This is a genomic window from Mycobacterium sp. GA-0227b, assembly GCF_001499855.1.
Taxonomy (GTDB): domain Bacteria; phylum Actinomycetota; class Actinomycetes; order Mycobacteriales; family Mycobacteriaceae; genus Mycobacterium.
Window position 1 is genome coordinate 449,759 of record NZ_LQIK01000012.1, and the last position, 15,521, is coordinate 465,279.

The 15,521-nt window shown below is 66.9% G+C and carries 19 protein-coding genes and 1 pseudogene; 9 read left to right on the plus strand and 11 right to left on the minus strand.

The features are described from left to right. Positions 1–13: 13 nt before the first annotated feature. The gene (locus AU185_RS12595; protein ID WP_059098130.1) at positions 14–763 is read right to left on the minus strand and encodes an SDR family oxidoreductase; all 750 of its coding nucleotides are present in this window, start codon (positions 761–763) and stop codon (positions 14–16) included. Between the two features lie 19 nt (positions 764–782). Between AU185_RS12595 and AU185_RS12600 the strand changes: the two genes are divergently transcribed. Then, positions 783–1,373 (plus strand): chorismate mutase, encoded by a 591-nt coding sequence (locus AU185_RS12600; RefSeq protein ID WP_353647410.1) that lies wholly within the window; start codon positions 783–785, stop codon positions 1,371–1,373. Here the strand turns inward: AU185_RS12600 and AU185_RS25595 are convergent. From AU185_RS25595 to AU185_RS12620, 5 genes and pseudogenes are all read right to left on the minus strand, one after another. Continuing rightward, the gene (locus tag AU185_RS25595; RefSeq protein ID WP_231740249.1) at positions 1,366–1,824 is read right to left on the minus strand and encodes a zinc finger domain-containing protein; all 459 of its coding nucleotides are present in this window, start codon (positions 1,822–1,824) and stop codon (positions 1,366–1,368) included. The two genes, AU185_RS12600 and AU185_RS25595, sit on opposite strands and share 8 nt — an antisense overlap. Positions 1,825–1,986: 162 nt before the next feature. Then, a pseudogene (locus AU185_RS25600) lies at positions 1,987–2,229 on the minus strand (DNA-formamidopyrimidine glycosylase family protein); the annotation flags it as partial. A gap of 67 nt (positions 2,230–2,296) precedes the next feature. Then, positions 2,297–2,680 (minus strand): phage holin family protein, encoded by a 384-nt coding sequence (locus tag AU185_RS12610; RefSeq protein WP_059098133.1) that lies wholly within the window; start codon positions 2,678–2,680, stop codon positions 2,297–2,299. 85 nt (positions 2,681–2,765) lie between these two features. Then, complete coding sequence (cobF, locus tag AU185_RS12615; RefSeq protein ID WP_059098134.1) at positions 2,766–3,530, minus strand: precorrin-6A synthase (deacetylating); 765 nt, start codon at positions 3,528–3,530, stop codon at positions 2,766–2,768. Between the two features lie 15 nt (positions 3,531–3,545). Further along, a complete protein-coding gene (locus tag AU185_RS12620) occupies positions 3,546–4,598 on the minus strand; it encodes a YihY/virulence factor BrkB family protein (RefSeq protein WP_059098135.1) in 1,053 nt (350 codons plus the stop codon). A gap of 126 nt (positions 4,599–4,724) precedes the next feature. Between AU185_RS12620 and AU185_RS12625 the strand changes: the two genes are divergently transcribed. Together AU185_RS12625 and AU185_RS12630 are read left to right on the plus strand one after the other, a co-directional pair. Then, on the plus strand, positions 4,725–5,627 hold the full coding sequence (locus AU185_RS12625; RefSeq protein WP_059098136.1) for an AurF N-oxygenase family protein: 903 nt from the start codon (positions 4,725–4,727) through the stop codon (positions 5,625–5,627). Next, positions 5,624–5,902 (plus strand): DUF4873 domain-containing protein, encoded by a 279-nt coding sequence (locus tag AU185_RS12630; protein WP_172800261.1) that lies wholly within the window; start codon positions 5,624–5,626, stop codon positions 5,900–5,902. The genes AU185_RS12625 and AU185_RS12630 overlap by 4 nt, the downstream gene beginning before the upstream one ends. On the opposite strand, the gene AU185_RS25605 is transcribed toward AU185_RS12630, so the two are convergent. The 3 genes from AU185_RS25605 to AU185_RS12640 are packed head-to-tail and all read right to left on the minus strand — an operon-like array spanning position 5,899 to position 7,951. After that, positions 5,899–6,552 (minus strand): thiamine pyrophosphate-dependent enzyme, encoded by a 654-nt coding sequence (locus AU185_RS25605; RefSeq protein ID WP_231740226.1) that lies wholly within the window; start codon positions 6,550–6,552, stop codon positions 5,899–5,901. The genes AU185_RS12630 and AU185_RS25605 overlap by 4 nt on opposite strands. Then, positions 6,549–7,673, minus strand: a complete 1,125-nt coding sequence (locus AU185_RS25610) for a thiamine pyrophosphate-binding protein (protein WP_231740227.1) — start codon at positions 7,671–7,673, stop codon at positions 6,549–6,551. Before AU185_RS25610 ends, AU185_RS25605 begins: the two co-directional genes overlap by 4 nt. A gap of 29 nt (positions 7,674–7,702) precedes the next feature. After that, positions 7,703–7,951, minus strand: coding sequence for a DUF4235 domain-containing protein (locus tag AU185_RS12640; protein WP_172800275.1), 249 nt, complete (start codon positions 7,949–7,951; stop codon positions 7,703–7,705). Between the two features lie 83 nt (positions 7,952–8,034). Between AU185_RS12640 and AU185_RS12645 the strand changes: the two genes are divergently transcribed. The 3 genes from AU185_RS12645 to AU185_RS12650 are packed head-to-tail and all read left to right on the plus strand — an operon-like array spanning position 8,035 to position 9,833. Then, positions 8,035–8,901, plus strand: coding sequence for a TIGR03619 family F420-dependent LLM class oxidoreductase (locus AU185_RS12645; protein WP_059098139.1), 867 nt, complete (start codon positions 8,035–8,037; stop codon positions 8,899–8,901). A gap of 40 nt (positions 8,902–8,941) precedes the next feature. Further along, the gene (locus AU185_RS25135) at positions 8,942–9,088 is read left to right on the plus strand and encodes a hypothetical protein (RefSeq protein WP_156425492.1); all 147 of its coding nucleotides are present in this window, start codon (positions 8,942–8,944) and stop codon (positions 9,086–9,088) included. Continuing rightward, positions 9,072–9,833 (plus strand): STAS domain-containing protein, encoded by a 762-nt coding sequence (locus AU185_RS12650; protein WP_231740228.1) that lies wholly within the window; start codon positions 9,072–9,074, stop codon positions 9,831–9,833. Before AU185_RS25135 ends, AU185_RS12650 begins: the two co-directional genes overlap by 17 nt. Positions 9,834–9,906: 73 nt before the next feature. On the opposite strand, the gene AU185_RS12655 is transcribed toward AU185_RS12650, so the two are convergent. Both AU185_RS12655 and AU185_RS12660 read right to left on the minus strand, forming a co-directional pair. After that, the gene (locus AU185_RS12655; protein WP_059098140.1) at positions 9,907–10,902 is read right to left on the minus strand and encodes a helix-turn-helix transcriptional regulator; all 996 of its coding nucleotides are present in this window, start codon (positions 10,900–10,902) and stop codon (positions 9,907–9,909) included. A gap of 91 nt (positions 10,903–10,993) precedes the next feature. Continuing rightward, entirely contained in the window at positions 10,994–13,270 is a 2,277-nt protein-coding gene (locus AU185_RS12660; protein ID WP_059098141.1) for an ATP-dependent DNA ligase, read from the minus strand. Between the two features lie 34 nt (positions 13,271–13,304). Between AU185_RS12660 and AU185_RS12665 the strand changes: the two genes are divergently transcribed. The 3 genes from AU185_RS12665 to ku all read left to right on the plus strand — a co-directional run bounded on the left by AU185_RS12665 (position 13,305) and on the right by ku (position 15,517). Next, positions 13,305–13,526 (plus strand): hypothetical protein, encoded by a 222-nt coding sequence (locus tag AU185_RS12665; protein WP_059098142.1) that lies wholly within the window; start codon positions 13,305–13,307, stop codon positions 13,524–13,526. Between the two features lie 102 nt (positions 13,527–13,628). Continuing rightward, positions 13,629–14,582: a carbohydrate kinase family protein gene (locus AU185_RS12670; protein ID WP_059098143.1), complete on the plus strand. Its 954-nt coding sequence runs from the start codon at positions 13,629–13,631 to the stop codon at positions 14,580–14,582. Further along, complete coding sequence (ku, locus tag AU185_RS12675; RefSeq protein WP_059098144.1) at positions 14,582–15,517, plus strand: non-homologous end joining protein Ku; 936 nt, start codon at positions 14,582–14,584, stop codon at positions 15,515–15,517. Before AU185_RS12670 ends, ku begins: the two co-directional genes overlap by 1 nt. Positions 15,518–15,521 lie beyond the last annotated feature (4 nt).

The window sequence follows — 15,521 nt, forward strand, 5'->3', positions numbered from 1 at the left end:
ACGGCTCGCCGCTTCAGGCGAACGGCTTCATGAGGCGAGGCGGCAGCACCCGCATCAGCCCGACCAGCGGCGCCCATGGCCACCACGGCACCGCCGCGCGCCCGGTCTCGCGCTCGATGACGGCCACCATCGCGCGCACCCCGGTTTCGTTGTCCACCATCAACGTCGTCGATTCGGCCTTCGCCGACATCTCCGATTCGATGTAACCGGGCTCGAGGACCGTGACCTTGATGGCCCCACGCGCGTACTCCGCGCGCAACGACTCACCGAGCGACGACACACCGGCCTTGCTCGCGGCGTAGGCCGCCTTCACCCCCGGAACGCCCTTGTTGCCGAGCACCGAGGAAACGAGCACCAGATGGCCTCCGCCCGTTTGCTTGAACATCTCGAGCGCTGTCTCGATCTGCACCAGTGCGGCAACGAGATTGGTTTCAATGGTGGCCTTGTTCGCCCACAGCTTGCCCGATCCCAGCGGCGCGCCCTTTCCGATGCCCGCATTGACGATGACGCGGTCGATGCCGCCGAGTTCGGCGGCCAGCTCACCGAACACCTTCGGCACCTGGTCGTGGTCGTTGACGTCGAGCGCGGAGACGGCGACTTCGATTCCGGGATGACGCTCGAGCAGTTCGGCCTTGAGCTCGTCGAGCCGGTCGATGCGGCGCGCACACAGCGCGAGATCGCGGCCCTTCGCGGCGAACGCGCGGGCCATTCCGGCGCCCAGGCCGGAGCTCGCGCCGGTGATCAAGATCTTCTGCCGAGTCACCCCGACAGACTAAGCGAGGGTGATCGAGGTCGATGATGGATGCATGGTTGCCCTGCGGATGACGACATCGGCCCTGGTGATGCTGCTTGTCGCGATCTCACAGCCGGTCGCGCATGCCCAGCCGGTCAGCCCGCTGTACCGGCTGGTGGACACCGCGGCGCAGCGGCTGGCCACCGCCGACCCGGTCGCGGCGGCCAAATGGATCAACGGTGGGCCGATCACCGACCGGCAGCGCGCCGACGCGGTCCTCGACGCCGTCGCCGCCGACGCCGCCGCACACGCCGTCGACCCGGGCTACGTGCGGACGGTCTTCACCGACCAGATCGACGCCACCGAGGGCATCCAGTACACCCGCTTCGGCCAGTGGAAGTTCGACCCCCCAGCCGCACCCACTGTGGCGCCCGAGCTGTCCGTGCTGCGATCGGAGATCGACGGGCTCAACAAGATCATGGTCGATGAGATTGCACTGCAATGGAATACGCTACACAGCCCCGATTGCGTGCGAACGCGCAAGGATGCGTCGGACGCCGTGGCCAATGCCCGCCAGCTCGACGCCCTCTACCGGCAGGCGCTCTCGGCGGCCACCCGCTCGTACTGCCGGATCACTTGAGCAGTCGCGACATCCGACGATCGGCCAGCACCTTGCCGCCCGTCTGACAGGTCGGGCAGTACTGGAAAGACTTGTCCGCGAACGACACTTCGCGCACGGTGTCCCCGCACACCGGACAGGGCAGACCGGTGCGGGCATGTACCCGCAAGCCGGAGCGCTTCTCCCCCTTGAGCGTTGCCGCCTGCTGACCGACCGAACGCGTCACCGCGTCGGTGAGGACACCGATCATCGCGTCGTGAAGCGCCGCCAGCTGCGCATCGGTCAGCTTGCCCGCCGTCGCGAACGGAGAGATCCGCGCGACATGCAGAATCTCGTCGCTGTAGGCGTTGCCGACACCTGCGATCACCTTCTGGTCGGTGATCACCGTCTTGATTCGGCCGCTGTTGCCCGCTAGTACTCCGGCGAGATCTTCGGGGCCCAGCGACAATGCGTCGGGGCCCAACCCCGCGATGCCCGGTACCTTGGCCGGATCGTCGACGAGCCACACCGCGAGCCGCTTCTGGGTCCCGGCCTCGGTGAGGTCGAATCCCGCTGCCTCGCCGGGTGTTCCGAGGTGAACCCGGAGCGCGATCGGCCCCTTGCCGGGCTTCAACGGCGCCGCCGCCAGCTTGTCCGACCACCGCAACCAGCCCGCGCGCGACAGGTGGGCGATCAGGTACAGGTCGCCGGCCTGCAGGCCCAAGTACTTGCCCCAGCGGTTGGCGTCGGTGACGGTCCGCCCGTGCAGCGCGGTGACCGGTGGGTCGAACGTCTTGAGCACCGAGAACGCCGACACGTCGACGCGGCCGATCGGGTGTCCGACGGCGTGGCGACGCAGGTGATCGGCGAGCGCTTCGACTTCGGGCAGTTCTGGCATGGCTCCAGTGTGCCTTCCTCGCACACCGTGCGGTCAGGGTTGACGCCTAGCCGCGGCTGCTCACTGTTTAACCGCGGCCGGTGACCACCGACAGCAGCCAACTCACGATCGACAGCACGATTGCCGCCCAGATCGCCGTCCACCAGAAGTCGTCGATGAACAGGCCCCAGTGCGTGGTGTGCTCGGTGATCCAGGACGTTATCCACAGCATCAGCGCGTTGATGACGATGTGGAACAGGCCGAGCGTGAGGATGTAGAGCGGGATCGAGATGATCTGCACGATCGGCTTGATCACCGCATTGACCACGCCGAAGATGACCGCGACCACGAAGATGATGCCGACGTCGGCCAGCGCGGAATCGCCGCCGACGAAGCGGATGCCGGGCACGATCAGCGTCACCACCCACAGCGCAACCCCCGTCAGCGCGGCGCGGACAACAAACGACACCATGCCGGCGATCTTGCCACGGTCGCGTTGCGAAGAAATGGCTCTAAGGGGTTGATCGCATGCAGCAGGTGAAGGCAATTAACCCCCGTTAACTGCGTCCAGGCGCCGAACGCAGGAGGTAGGTGTCCATGATCCAGCCGTGCCGGGCCCTGGCGTCGGCGCGCACCGCCGCGATCCGCGAGCCGACCTCGCCGACGGTGCCCGACATCAGCAACTCGTCGGGCGTGCCGAGGTAGGCGCCCCACCAGATGCGGGTGTCGGGCGGGCACGACAAGAAAGAGCAGTCGGCGTCGAGCATCACCACCGCGCTTCCGGCCAGCCCACGGTCGCGCAGTTGCCTGCCGGTGGTGATGAGCACGGGTTCGCCGACGTCGTTGAGCGGGATGCGATGCCGCGCGGTGAGCGTCTGAATCGCAGTGACGCCCGGGATCACGTCGTAGTCGATGTCGACGTGGCTCGCGACGGCGTCGAGGATGCGCAGCGTGCTGTCGTACAGCGACGGATCACCCCACGCGAGAAATGCTCCGGTGGCGCCGTCAGAAAGCTCGGAGGCGATCGCGTCGGCCCACACCCGCGCCCGCGCCGCATGCCAGTCGGCGACCGCCCGGCGATAGTCCGGACCGTCCGCGGCGGCCCTGTCCCTGGGCAGGTCGGGCAGTTCGACGAACCGGTAGCCGGGCTCGCGGATGAACCGTTCGCAGATCTGCCTGCGCAGCGCCACCAGGTCGTGCTTCGAGTCGCCCTTGTCCATCGCGAAGAACACCTGCGTGTCGTTGAGCGCGGTCACCGCCTGCGCGGTCACCTGGTCGGGATCGCCCGCGCCGATGCCGATGACATGAATCCGACGGGTCACGCCCGCAGTATGCCTTCAGTGTTTGCGGCCCCGCGAAAAACGCAGCCGCCTGGCCCGCTTGACGTCCTTCTTCTCGGCGGCCGCTTCCTTGCGCAGCTTGTGGGTGTCCTTGGGTGGTAGCTGCAATTCCTGCTCGGCGGCCAGACCGGCCTGCAGCTGACGGCTGCGCTCCAGCTCGGCGTCCACTTCGGCGCCGAACAGCAGGGCGAGGTTGGTGATCCACAACCACAGCAGGAAGACGATCACACCGGCCAACGCGCCGTAGGTCCTGTTGTAGCTGCCGAAATTGGCCGCATAGACACCGAACAGCAGGGACGCGAGGAGCCACACCAGGATCGCGAGCGCCGCGCCGCCGCTGATCCAGCGGAACCTCGGCTGCTCGACGTTGGGTGTGACGTAGTACAGGATCGCGACGGCCAGCACGACGAAGAGCAGGATCAGCGGCCACTTGGCGATACTCCAGACCGTCACCGCCACCGCGCCGAGGCCGATCGCATTGCCGACCGCCTCGGCGACCGGCCCGCTGACCGCCAGCATCAACACGACCGCCGCAGCGAGCACCAGGCCGGCCAGCGTCAGCAGCAACTGCACCGGACGCAGCTTCCACACCGGTCGACCCTCCTCGACCTCGTAGATGCGGTTCATCGCGCGGCCGAACGCGCCGACGTACCCCGACGCCGACCACAGCGCGCCCGCGATGCCCATCACCAACGCGAGCCCGGCCGTCGGGGAGTTGACCAGCTGCTCGACTGTCGGCCGCAGTGTGTCGAGCGCGGACGCCGGGGCCACGTCATCGGCGATGTCGAGCAGCCCGTCGACCGTGCGTTTGCCCTGCCCGAACACGCCGAGCAGCGACACCATCACCACCAGCGCCGGAAACACCGAGAGCACCGCGTAATACGTCAGCGCCGCGGCAAGGTCGGTGCACTCGTCGTCCCGGAACTCCCGGACGGCCTTGCGCATCGCGTAGAGAAGCGACGGCCGGGTGAGGTCAGTCGGCGACTGAGGCTTGCGCGGGTCGTCGGGGTCCGGTGCACGAGTGGCGTTGTCGGACTCGTCAATTCGCATACCACCCGATACCCCGGGCGGCCCCGGCCAAACGCTCGGTACCGGAAGTATGCGGTACCGCAGGTATTGACTCCGATGCGCGGGCTGCCTACCTTGGGGATCAAGTCACCCAAAGGGAGGTCGCCGATGACAACCCCCGCTGTCGCGTCCAGCCGCAACGAGTTCTCCGAGCGCCTGCTGAAGGGGTCGGTGAAGAAGTCCTACGCCCCCGTGGTCGACATCGACTGGTCCGCGCCGCTGGACCCGGACAAGTTCTTCCTGCCGCCGAAGATCGTCTCGCTCTACGGCACACCACTGTGGGACACGATGACGCGCGAGGAGCAGATCGAACTGTCCCGCCAGGAACTGGTGAACACCTTGTCCGCCGGCATCTGGTTCGAGAACATCCTCAACCAGTCGCTGCTGCGCAAGATGATGCATCAGGACCCCACCGCCAGTAACACGCACTATGAGTTGACCGAACTCGGCGACGAAACCCGTCACATGGTGATGTTCGGCAAGGCCATCGAGCGGGTCGACGCAAAGCCGGTGTGGCCCAAGTGGTATCAGCGGGTCATCATCAACGCGCTGCCGTTCGTGTTCCAAGGCTCGGCGTTGTGGGTCGCCGCCCTGATCGGTGAGGAGATCTTCGATTCGCTGCAGCGCCAGATGATGGACGACGACGAGCTACAGCCCATCGTGCAGCGCCTGATGCGTATTCACGTCACCGAGGAGGCCCGGCACATCCAGTTCGCCCGCGACGGATTGCGCAAGCGGGTCCCGCACATGCGTCCGCTGCCGAAATTCGTGCTGTCCAACATCAACGGTCTTGGCGGCTACTTCTTCCGCTTCCTGTTCACCAACAAGGTGCAGTACTCGCGCGTCGGCCTCGACCCCAAGCAGACGCGGCGCATCGCGCGCAGCAGCCCACATCGGCGCGAAACCCAGATGACCGGCTTCGCACCGCTGGCGGCATTCCTCGACGAGGTAGGGCTGCTGGGCCCGATTGCGCGCCGGATGTGGCGGCGAAGCGGCTTCCTGCCCCAATGACCGGCGTCTACGACGGGCCGGCCGAACTGCGGTTGCACGATGCGGAGCACGGCGTGCGGGTGCGGCTGACCGGTCACCTCGACCCGATCGACGGTCGGTACCACTGGCGGGGCATGGTTTTCGACCTGGCACCGGATGTCCGCATGCCGCAGACCGTGCACATATCGATCGGCGACCGCACGGCGCAGGGGCAGTTGACCGAGGTGACGCCGTGGGGCACGCACTGCGTTGCAGGCGTCGGCGCTCCGCCATACCCGCCGGACACCGAGGGTTAAGACGTCGGCTCCGACCTGCGCTGTGCGACAACGCGTTCGCGTACCGCGTCGCCGTCGGGCTCCTGCGCGAGCGCGGCATAAACCGTGTCCGCCTTGGCTTCCGGCATCAGCGGCGGAAGCATCGGCGTCTTCGGGTCGACGACGGCTTCGAGCACGGTCGGCCGGTCGGCCTCGAACGCCCGTTGCCACGCCGCATGCGCCTGCGCCGACTCGCTCAGCTTCAGTCCCTGCAGCCCGAGGAGTTCGGCGTAGTCGGCGTAGGGGAACGGCGGAACATCCTGGGACGCCGGGAAGCGCGCATCGCCCTCCATTTCGCGCTGCTCCCACGACACTTCGGCCAGATCCTGGTTGTGCAGCACCAGGATCACGAACCGCGGATCCGGCCAGCCGCGCCACCGGTCCGCGATCGTGACGAGTTCGAGCAACCCGCTCATCTGCATGGCGCCGTCGCCGACCAGCGCGATGACCGGGCGGTCCGGCGCGTCCAGCTTGGCCGCTATCCCATACGGCAGCGCGCAGCCCATCGATGCGAGATAACCCGACACATGCGCCGGTACCCCGCGCGGCAACCGGAGCTGACGGGCATACCAGTATGTCGCCGACCCGACGTCCACGGCGACCCGGGCGTTGCCCGGCAGGTGGTCGCTCACGCCCGCACGACGAACTCCGGGTTCGCCGAATCATGTTGGGCATCAGCGCGTTCGGCCGATTCGCGAAGCCAGTGCTGCGTCCAGCGCGTGACCTGCTGCTGCCACCGGCGGTCGGTCTTGCGGTGAATCAGCGAAGACAACCGGGTCAACGTGTCCGCCGCATCGCCGGTGAGCGCCACGTCGACCGGATACTTCGCGCCGACGACCCGCGGCTCGATGTCGATCTGCACCGCGCGCGCCTGCCCGGGGCCGGGATAGAACTCCGTCCACGGGTCGTTGCTGCCGACGATCAGCAGGGTGTCGCAGCCGGCCATGAGTTGCGCGCTGGCCGTCGTGCCCAGATGACCCATCACCCCGGTGTGCCACGGCGCAGCCTCGTCCAGGACCGGCTTGCCGAGCAGTGAGGTCGCCACGCCGGCGCCGAGCAGGTCGACGATCTCGGCGATCTCGTCCTCGGCGCCCATGCCCCCGCGTCCGACCAGCAGCGCGATCTTCTCGCCGCTGTTCAGCAGCTCGGCCGCGCGGTGCAGGTCGGCGTCCCGGGCAACCACGTGCGGACGGGTGTAGGTCGCCGCTGAGGGGACCACACCGTGACTGTGCTGGATCTCGTCGGGCATCTGCGCCTTCTGCACGTCGTGCGGCACGATCAGGCACGTCGGCGTCGACGTCGCCAATGCGGTCCGCATCGCGTTGTCCAACGCCATCGGCATCTGCTCGGGCGCGAAGACGGTCTGGACGTACTGCGCACACACGTCCTTGAACAGCGTGTGCAGGTCGACCTCCTGTAGATAGCCACTGCCCAGCGCCGTCGACACCACCTGCCCGACGATGGCCACCACCGGTTGGCGGTCGAGCTTCGCGTCGTAGAGGCCGGCGAGCAGGTGGATCGCGCCGGGGCCCTGGGTGGCGAGGCAGACGCCCACCTCACCGGTGTACTTGGCGTGGCCGCAAGCCATGAACGCCGCGAGCTCCTCGTGCCGGGTCGCGACGAATTCCGGCTCACCGGCCCGGGCGAGCGCCCCGAGAAGTGTGTTGACGCCGTCGCCCGCGTAACCGAAGATCCGCGTCGCTCCCCAGTCGCGCAGCCGCGTCACCAACGCGTCGGCGACGAGATCGGGCACCGCTCACCTCGGTTCCGCGCAAGAACGCGCTAGCGCAGGTCTTCGTTGGTCAGTGCGTGGAATCCCTTGGCCTGTGCCCGGGCGAGGGCCGCACGGATCAGGCCGACGATCAAACCCTGCAACGCGGCGGCGATGAACACCTCGCGCGTCGATCGGCTGAGGTCCTTGGGATCCGGCTCCTCATCCTCCGGGTTGATCCGCTGCCAGACCTCGGTGAAGATCTTGCCGGCGATGAGGCCACCGACAACACTGCTGGCGATTGACAAGGGCTTGGACATGGTCTTGGCCGCGCTCACGGCGTTCAAGTTCCCTGCGTGCCATCTCCTAAACCCGGGACTAGAACCCGTTCTAGTATTGCGGCGTGCGGTTCACCTATGCCGAAGCGATGACCGATCCGACGTTCTACGTACCGTTGGCGCAGGCCGCCGAGGCGGCGGGCTACCACGCGATGACGATCGCCGACAGCGTCGCCTACCCGTTCGAGTCGGACTCCAAGTACCCCTACACACCAGACGGCAGCCGCGAATTCCTCGACGGCAAGGCGTTCGTCGAGGCGTTCGTCCTCGCGGGTGCGTTGAGCGCGGTCACCACGACGCTGCGGTTCAACTTCTTCGTCCTCAAGCTGCCGATCCGGCCGCCCGCACTGGTGGCCAAACAGGCCGGCTCGCTGGCTGCGCTCTTCGGCAACCGGCTCGGGCTGGGCGTCGGCACCAGCCCGTGGCCCGAGGACTACGAGTTGATGGATGTGCCGTTCGCCAGGCGCGGTAGACGCATGGACGAGTGCATCGAGATCATCAAGGGCCTTACCACCGGCGAGTACTTCGAATTCCACGGCGAGTTCTACGACATCCCGAAAACGAAGATGACACCGGCACCCACCAAGCCGATCCCCATTCTCGTCGGGGGCCACGCCGACGCCGCGCTCAAGCGGGCGGCCCGCAACGACGGCTGGATGCACGGCGGCGGCGACGCCGAGGAATTGGATCGACTCCTCAAGCGGCTCAATCGGTTTCGCGAAGAAGAGGGCCGCACGGGACCGTTCGAGGTGCATGTCATCTCCGCCGACGCCTACACGCCCGACGGCATCAAACGGCTCGAGGACAAAGGCGTAACTGACGTCATCGTCGGTTTTCGGATCCCGTACATCACGGGGTCGGACACCGAACCGCTCGACACCAAGATCCGCCATCTCGAGAAGTTCGCCGAAAACGTCATCGCCAAGCTCTGACAAGGGTTATCCACGCTCTAGCGCGGGTAGTCCGACCACGATGGCGGACACGGGGGCGCTGCGAGGCGTCGTGGCGGTGGGCGCCTCCGCAGGAGGCGTGGAGGCACTCACACATTTCGCGTCGGGACGACCGCTGGGCAAGCGACCGTCGGAGGCGACTGCAGAGGAAGATGAGCGCGGTGCCTGACGACATCTGCGCGCTGTCCTCCGACGTCGATGGAATTCGCGGTACGACGGTGCTCACTCCCGACGGCGTGCTCGACAGCAGGACGTACCGTCCGCTTCGCGACGTGATCATCAAGGCCGCCCTTGACGAGCCGCGGGCGGTCATCGTCGATATCACCAAACTCGAGGTGCCTGCCGAGTCGGCATTGGCGGTGTTCACCAGTGCGCGCTGGCACGTCGACCGGTGGCCGGAGGTACCGATCATCCTCGTCTGTGAGCACGCCGACGGCCGGTCGGCGATCGTCCGCAATGGCATCAACCGCTGGGTCCCCGTCTATCCCACGATCCACGACGCGGTCGAGGCGCTCGGTCAACCCCCGCCGCTCAAGAGCCGACGTCGTGCCCGTGCGTATCTGCCGGGCGGTATGGCAAGTCTGCGGCGGACGCGGGAACTTGTGGACGAGTGGCTCACCGCATGGACACAGCCGGAGTTGATCCCGGTGGCAAAGGTCATCGCTACCGCCTTCGTGGAAAACGCTGTGGCACACGCGGCCAGCGACCCCAACCTGCGGCTGGAGAGCGATGGCTCAGCGGTGACGATTGCGGTGGAGGACGCCAGTCGCCTGCCCGCGGGCATCCGGGAATCCGGCGGCGGCCCGCCGACGGGACTGCGCATCGTGACGGCGCTGTGCCGCGCGTGGGGCAACGCGCCTACCCCGTCGGGCAAAACGGTGTGGGCGGTGGTCGGTCCGGAGAACCGGCTGTGATTGCGAGTATGTGTAGCTCTTCTGCCCGCTCGGCACGGTGGTCAGACAGGTAGCCGGGGTAACGGCATGGCCGTCATTCCCGCAGAGTCATATGCGGGGTGCACCCGTATGTCTCGCGGTAGGCCTCGGCGAACCGGCCGGTATGTGCGAAACCCCACCGGGCGGCGACGTCAGTCACCGTGGTGCGGGTCCGATCGGCGGCCTGCAGCTCCTGGTGGGCGTAGTGCAGCCGAAGTCGGCGTAGGTACTGCAGCGGGGTCGTCTCGAGGTGGCGACGAAACATGTACTGCACCGCGCGGGGCGTGACGTGGACGGCCTCGGCGACGTCGTCGAGCGCGATGTCGTTGGCGACATTGGATTCCATGAATTCCATCGCGCGACGAAGCAGCACGGGTTGGTGGTCGGTTCGGTCGTGGGTCGTGGGCGCCGCGGCGAGCGAGTTCGGGAACGTCGACATCGTGACGGCCGCAAGGAGTCGCGCCGCGTGACCGAGAACCAGCGGAGTGGCCAACGCGTCGTCGGTGAGGATGACGTCCTTGACGTAGGTGATCGTGTTCTTCAACAGCCGGGACGCTGCGCCATCGACGGGCTGCAGGCTGGTGAAGCAGATCGGAGCCTGGCCCGTCGGGAGCGCGGTGGCGACCCCGACCAGTATCGACGGGTCGAGCATCACCGAGGTCGCGTGCAGATCATGGGCGTGGGTCCGATGCGGCGCGTCCGGCTGGGAGACCAGCGCGAGCTCACCCGCGGCCACCTCGGTCACCTCGCGGCCGCACTCCCGGCCCAACCGCCCACTGGTCGGCCAAACCACCAAGACCTTGTGCAAGGGCTCGGTCGAGGCCTGCACGTCTCCGGCCAATCGAATGTCCTCGACAGCGAACGGTCCGACGGCGGTGCGTTCGTGGATGAGAAGTTTCGCCGACCGACGAGCGTTTTCATCGCGGTCCAGCCGCATCTTGGCGCCGTACGCATCCTCGAGAAATTCCTCGGCGCGAGCGAGTTCGGCGATCTCGACGTGAGACCGCTGGGGGCTATGCACATTGACGGCCGTGGTGGCGATGAGAATCACCCACTCAAACTGGAGCGAGTTGGGGCATGAGGCTCAACCCTTGGCTCCCACTACGGTACCCATCGAGCTGGGTTTCGAAGCACCGGCGGCGCTACTCCCACTTGACCTCGGCCGGGTCCTTGTCCGGGCGCAGCCCGCGCCAACTCGGCTGGCGCAGCCGGGCGTCGGAGGTTCGTTCGCTGTAGCGCACCTCGCCGACCAGTTCGGGGCGGACGTATGTGACGCCCTTGGCGTCCTGGCGGGGCAGTCGCTCGTTGAACGGGCTGTCGTCCGTTTCCAGCGGCTTGAGCGTCTTCTTGAGTTCGGCAAGGGCCTTGTCGGTGAAGCCGGTGCCGACGCGGCCGACGAACTGCAGTCCACCGTCTGACGGGATCCCGAGGAGCAGAGCGCCGATGCCGCTCGATCGGCCGCCCTCGCCCTGACGCCAGCCGCCGATCACGACTTCCTGGGTGTTCCACAGCTTGTCCTTGATCCACGACGACGACCGCCGCCCCGGTTGGTATGTCGAGTCGCGCTTCTTGGCGACGACGCCTTCCCAGCCCTTCTTGCGGGCATATTCGAGCGCTTCGGGGCCGTCGCCCGGCAACAGGTCCGGGACGATCAACCCGCCGCCTTCGGCGAGTGCCTCCAGTAGCCGCCGTCGGTCGGAATACTTGGCGCGCAACAGCGATCGGCCGTCGAGGTGCAAGATGTCGAACGCCCAGAATTCCACCCGGGTCGAGCGGGCGCGGTTCTGCATCTCGGTGAAGCTGGGCACCCCCGACTCGTCGAGCGCCACCGCCTCGCCGTCGAGGATCACATGGTGCTCGGCGAGATCGGCTGCGAGCGCTCCGAATTGGGGAAACTCCGCGGTCACGTCGCGGCCGCGTCGCGACCGGACGGTCAGCCTGCCGCGGTCCGCGTCGAGAATCACCCGGTAGCCGTCCCACTTGCCCTCGAACGCCCACTGGCCGGCCTTGAGCCGCGCGACCGATCCTTCCGTCGACAGCATCGGCGCGAGATCACCGGCTTGCGGCCGCTTCTGGTCCTTCATCCGGTGCGCGAGCCAATTCTTGCCGTCGGTCTGAATCAGGGCGTAGCGGCCGTCGATCTTCTTGCCCCGCAAATTGATGATGACCTCGCCGCCGTCGTTGGGACTGTCGGGCGGCACGTCGTTGAACTTCTCGGCCTCATACGTGCCGGTGTCCCAGACGATCATCTTGCCGCCGCCGTATTCCCCTTTCGGGATCTCGCCGTGAAAGGTCAGATACTCCAGCGGATGGTCCTCGGTGTGCACGGCCAGGTGGTTCACCGACGGGGTGTCGGGCAGGTTCTTGGGCACCGCCCAGCTCACCAGCACGCCGTCGCGTTCCAGTCGCAGGTCGTAGTGCAGCCGGCGGGCGTGGTGCTCCTGGATGACGAACTTGTCGTTGTTGCCAGTTTTCGGCGGCTTGTTCGGCACCGGTTCCGGGGTTTTCGACGCGTCGCGCATGCTGCGGTACGTGGTCAGCCGATCGGGCACCGGCACCGCCTCGTCGAGCGGCGCCAGCAGATCGCCCATCTCCTCGACGCGCTCGAGTACCTCGTCGAACCGCAGGTGCCGAAGCTTGCGGTCGCCGATCTCGTCCCATGTTCTGGGCGCGGCGACGGTCGGATGTTCGCGTCCGCGAAGGGAATACGGGGCGATGGTGGTCTTGGCGCCGTTGTTCTGGCTCCAGTCGACGAACACCTTTCCGGCGCGCAGGCTCTTCGTCATCGTCGCGGTTACCCGCTTGGGCATCGTCTTCTCCAGCTGCTGGGCGACCCGCCGGGCGAGCACCGATGCGCCCTGGGAACTGATCGGCTCCTGCAGCGGCACGTACAGGTGCAGACCCTTGCTGCCGCTGGTCAACGGGTAAGTGGTGAGCCCGATGTCGCCTATCAGATCCCGTACCTCGTGGGCGACCTCGCAGAGTTGCCGAAACGACACTCCCTCGCCGGGGTCGAGGTCGAAGACGATGCGGGTCGCCGGGCCGGGGGTCGGTGGGCCGTCGTCCCTGGCGACGAATCGCCATTGCGGCACATGGACTTCGAGCGCGGCCTGCTGCGCGATCCACGCCAGCCCCTCGGCGGTGTCGATGAGCGGATACGTCGTCGTCCCGGACCGGTGGGTTACCGACGCGCGGTCCAGCCATTCGGGCGCCGACGAGGCGAGCTGCTTCTCGAAGAACGACGGCTCTTCGACACCGTTCGGCCAGCGCTTGCGGGTGACGGCACGGCCCACGATATGCGGGATCATCGCCTCGGCGATGCCGACGTAGTAGTCGAACACCTCGGCCTTGGTGGTCCCCGTCGCCGGGTACAGCAACTTGTCCGGGTTGGTCAGCTTCACCCGGCCGAATCGATCCACAGTGTGAACGTATACCCGCTGTTACGTTGGATTCGTGACTCGACTTGCGGCGGCGGTGCTGGTCGCGACGGCGGCTCTGCTATCGGCGCCTCACGCGGCGGCCGATCCGCAAGACCTTGTCCCCTACTGCTCGGGCGACCAGACGCCGATGGACAACAACTGCCGGCCGATGGCGCATCAGGAGTTCACCCACGGGTCGGGGTTCGGACCGGACCTGCCGAATGGCTTGGACCCGTCGAACCAGCCGGTGACCTGAACGTCGAGTTCTGCACCAGGGTCGTCGCGCCGTTCACAGCGGTGGCGCCGAAATCCGCGGCAACGGCAGCGCGCCGGGTAGCGTGAAAAACGTGGTGACCGGATGAGTTCGGGCGACGGTAGGCAGCGAGCGCTGGTGATCGGCGAGGCTTTGATCGACATCGTCTCCCGTCCCGGCCAAGTCAGCGCTGAACACGTCGGCGGCAGCCCGCTCAATGTGGCGGTCGGGCTGGCCCGCCTCGATCGCGACGTCGAATTCCTCACCCACATCGGCGACGACGAACGGGGTTGGCGCATCGTCGAGTATGTCGAAGCGGCTGGGGTGCAACTGGTTACGGGAAGCACGAACGCGGCCCGCACTCCGACCGCGCTGGCCACTCTCGACGAGCACGGCTCGGCACAGTACGACTTCGACATCGAATGGCAACTGACGGGCACGCCGGAGGTCGGGCCGCCGCTCGTCGTGCACACCGGGTCAATCGCGACGGTGTTGGAGCCCGGGTGCCGCGCCACCGCGGCGCTGCTCGACACCTACCACCCGTCGGCGACCGTGACGTTCGACCCGAATGTGCGGCCGGTGCTGATCGAGGACGGCGACGCCGCACGCAACCGCATCGATCGGATCATCGAGCGAAGTGATGTCGTCAAGGTGAGCGACGAGGACATGCGCTGGATCGACCCGGACCGCTCTGCCGAGCAGATCGCCCACACGTGGCTGGCGATGGGCCCGTCCGTGGTAGCGGTGACCACGGGTGGGCAAGGGGCGTTCGCGCTGTGCGCACAGGGCACGGTGCGGGTGCCGGCGTTCCAGGTCGACGTCGTCGACACGGTCGGCGCGGGCGATGCGTTCATGACCGGCCTGATCGACGCCCTGTGGACGCTGGGCCTGCTGGGTGCCGAACGACGGGCTGACCTGGCTCGAATCGGCACCGAGGAGCTGACGAGCGTCGTGCGAACCGCCGCCCTGTCGTCGGCGTTGACGGTGTCCCGTGCCGGCGCCGATCTTCCTGATCGCAGCAGCCGCGATGCGGCGCAGAAATCAGCCATACTGGGTTGATGCGTTCCATATGGAAAGGCTCGATCGCGTTCGGCCTGGTGAACGTCCCGGTCAAGGTCTACAGCGCGACCCAGGACCACGACGTGAAGTTCCATCAGGTGCACGCGAAGGACAACGGACGCATTCGGTACAAGCGCGTCTGTGAACTCGACGGCGAGGAAGTCGAGTACCGCGACATCGCCCGGGCGTATGAATCCGACGACGGGCAGACGGTGATCATCACCGACGAGGACATTGCGACGCTTCCCGAGGAACGCAGTCGGGAGATCGAGGTGCTGGAGTTCGTTCCGGCCGGCGACATCGATCCGATGATGTATGACCGCAGTTATTTCCTTGAGCCCGAGGGCAAGTCGTCAAAGTCATATGTGCTGTTGACCAAGACGCTCAAGGAGACCGACCGCGTCGCGATCGTCCATTTCGCGTTGCGCAACAAGACCCGGCTCGCGGCGCTGCGGGTGCAGGACTTCAGCAAGCGCGACGTCATGGTGATCCAGACGCTGTTGTGGCCCGACGAGATCCGCGATCCCGATTTCCCGGTGCTGGACAAGGAAGTCGACATCAAATCGGCCGAGTTGAAGATGGCCACCCAGGTCGTGGACTCGATGACCGACGACTTCAATCCCGACCGCTACCACGACGACTATCAGGAGCAGCTGCACGAGCTGATCCAGGCGAAACTCGAAGGCGGCGAAGCCTTTACCACCGAGGAGCAGCCGCAGGAGCTCGACGAGACCGAGGATGTCTCCGACCTGCTGGCCAAGCTCGAGGCGAGCGTGAAGGCCCGGCGCGAAGGCCGCGGCAAGTCCGACGACGGGGACAAGCCGGCCAAGAAGGCGCCCGCGAAGAAGGCCGCCGCGAAGAAGGCCCCGGCCAAGAAGGCCGCCAAGAAGTCGCCTGCCAAAAAGGCCGCGAAGAAGACCGCTGCCAAGAAGTAAGCGC

Bases quoted from the DNA above. Each gene is read 5' to 3' on its own strand.
- AU185_RS12610 (WP_059098133.1), bottom strand. From the start codon at position 2,680: ATGGTGTCGTTTGTTGTCCGCGCCGCGCTGACGGGGGTTGCGCTGTGG.
- AU185_RS12620 (WP_059098135.1), bottom strand. From the start codon at position 4,598: ATGCGAATTGACGAGTCCGACAACGCCACTCGTGCACCGGACCCCGAC.
- AU185_RS12625 (WP_059098136.1), top strand. From the start codon at position 4,725: ATGACAACCCCCGCTGTCGCGTCCAGCCGCAACGAGTTCTCCGAGCGC.
- AU185_RS12630 (WP_172800261.1), top strand. From the start codon at position 5,624: ATGACCGGCGTCTACGACGGGCCGGCCGAACTGCGGTTGCACGATGCG.
- AU185_RS12640 (WP_172800275.1), bottom strand. From the start codon at position 7,951: ATGTCCAAGCCCTTGTCAATCGCCAGCAGTGTTGTCGGTGGCCTCATC.
- AU185_RS25135 (WP_156425492.1), top strand. From the start codon at position 8,942: ATGGCGGACACGGGGGCGCTGCGAGGCGTCGTGGCGGTGGGCGCCTCC.
- AU185_RS12650 (WP_231740228.1), top strand. From the start codon at position 9,072: ATGAGCGCGGTGCCTGACGACATCTGCGCGCTGTCCTCCGACGTCGAT.
- AU185_RS12670 (WP_059098143.1), top strand. From the start codon at position 13,629: ATGAGTTCGGGCGACGGTAGGCAGCGAGCGCTGGTGATCGGCGAGGCT.
- ku (WP_059098144.1), top strand. From the start codon at position 14,582: ATGCGTTCCATATGGAAAGGCTCGATCGCGTTCGGCCTGGTGAACGTC.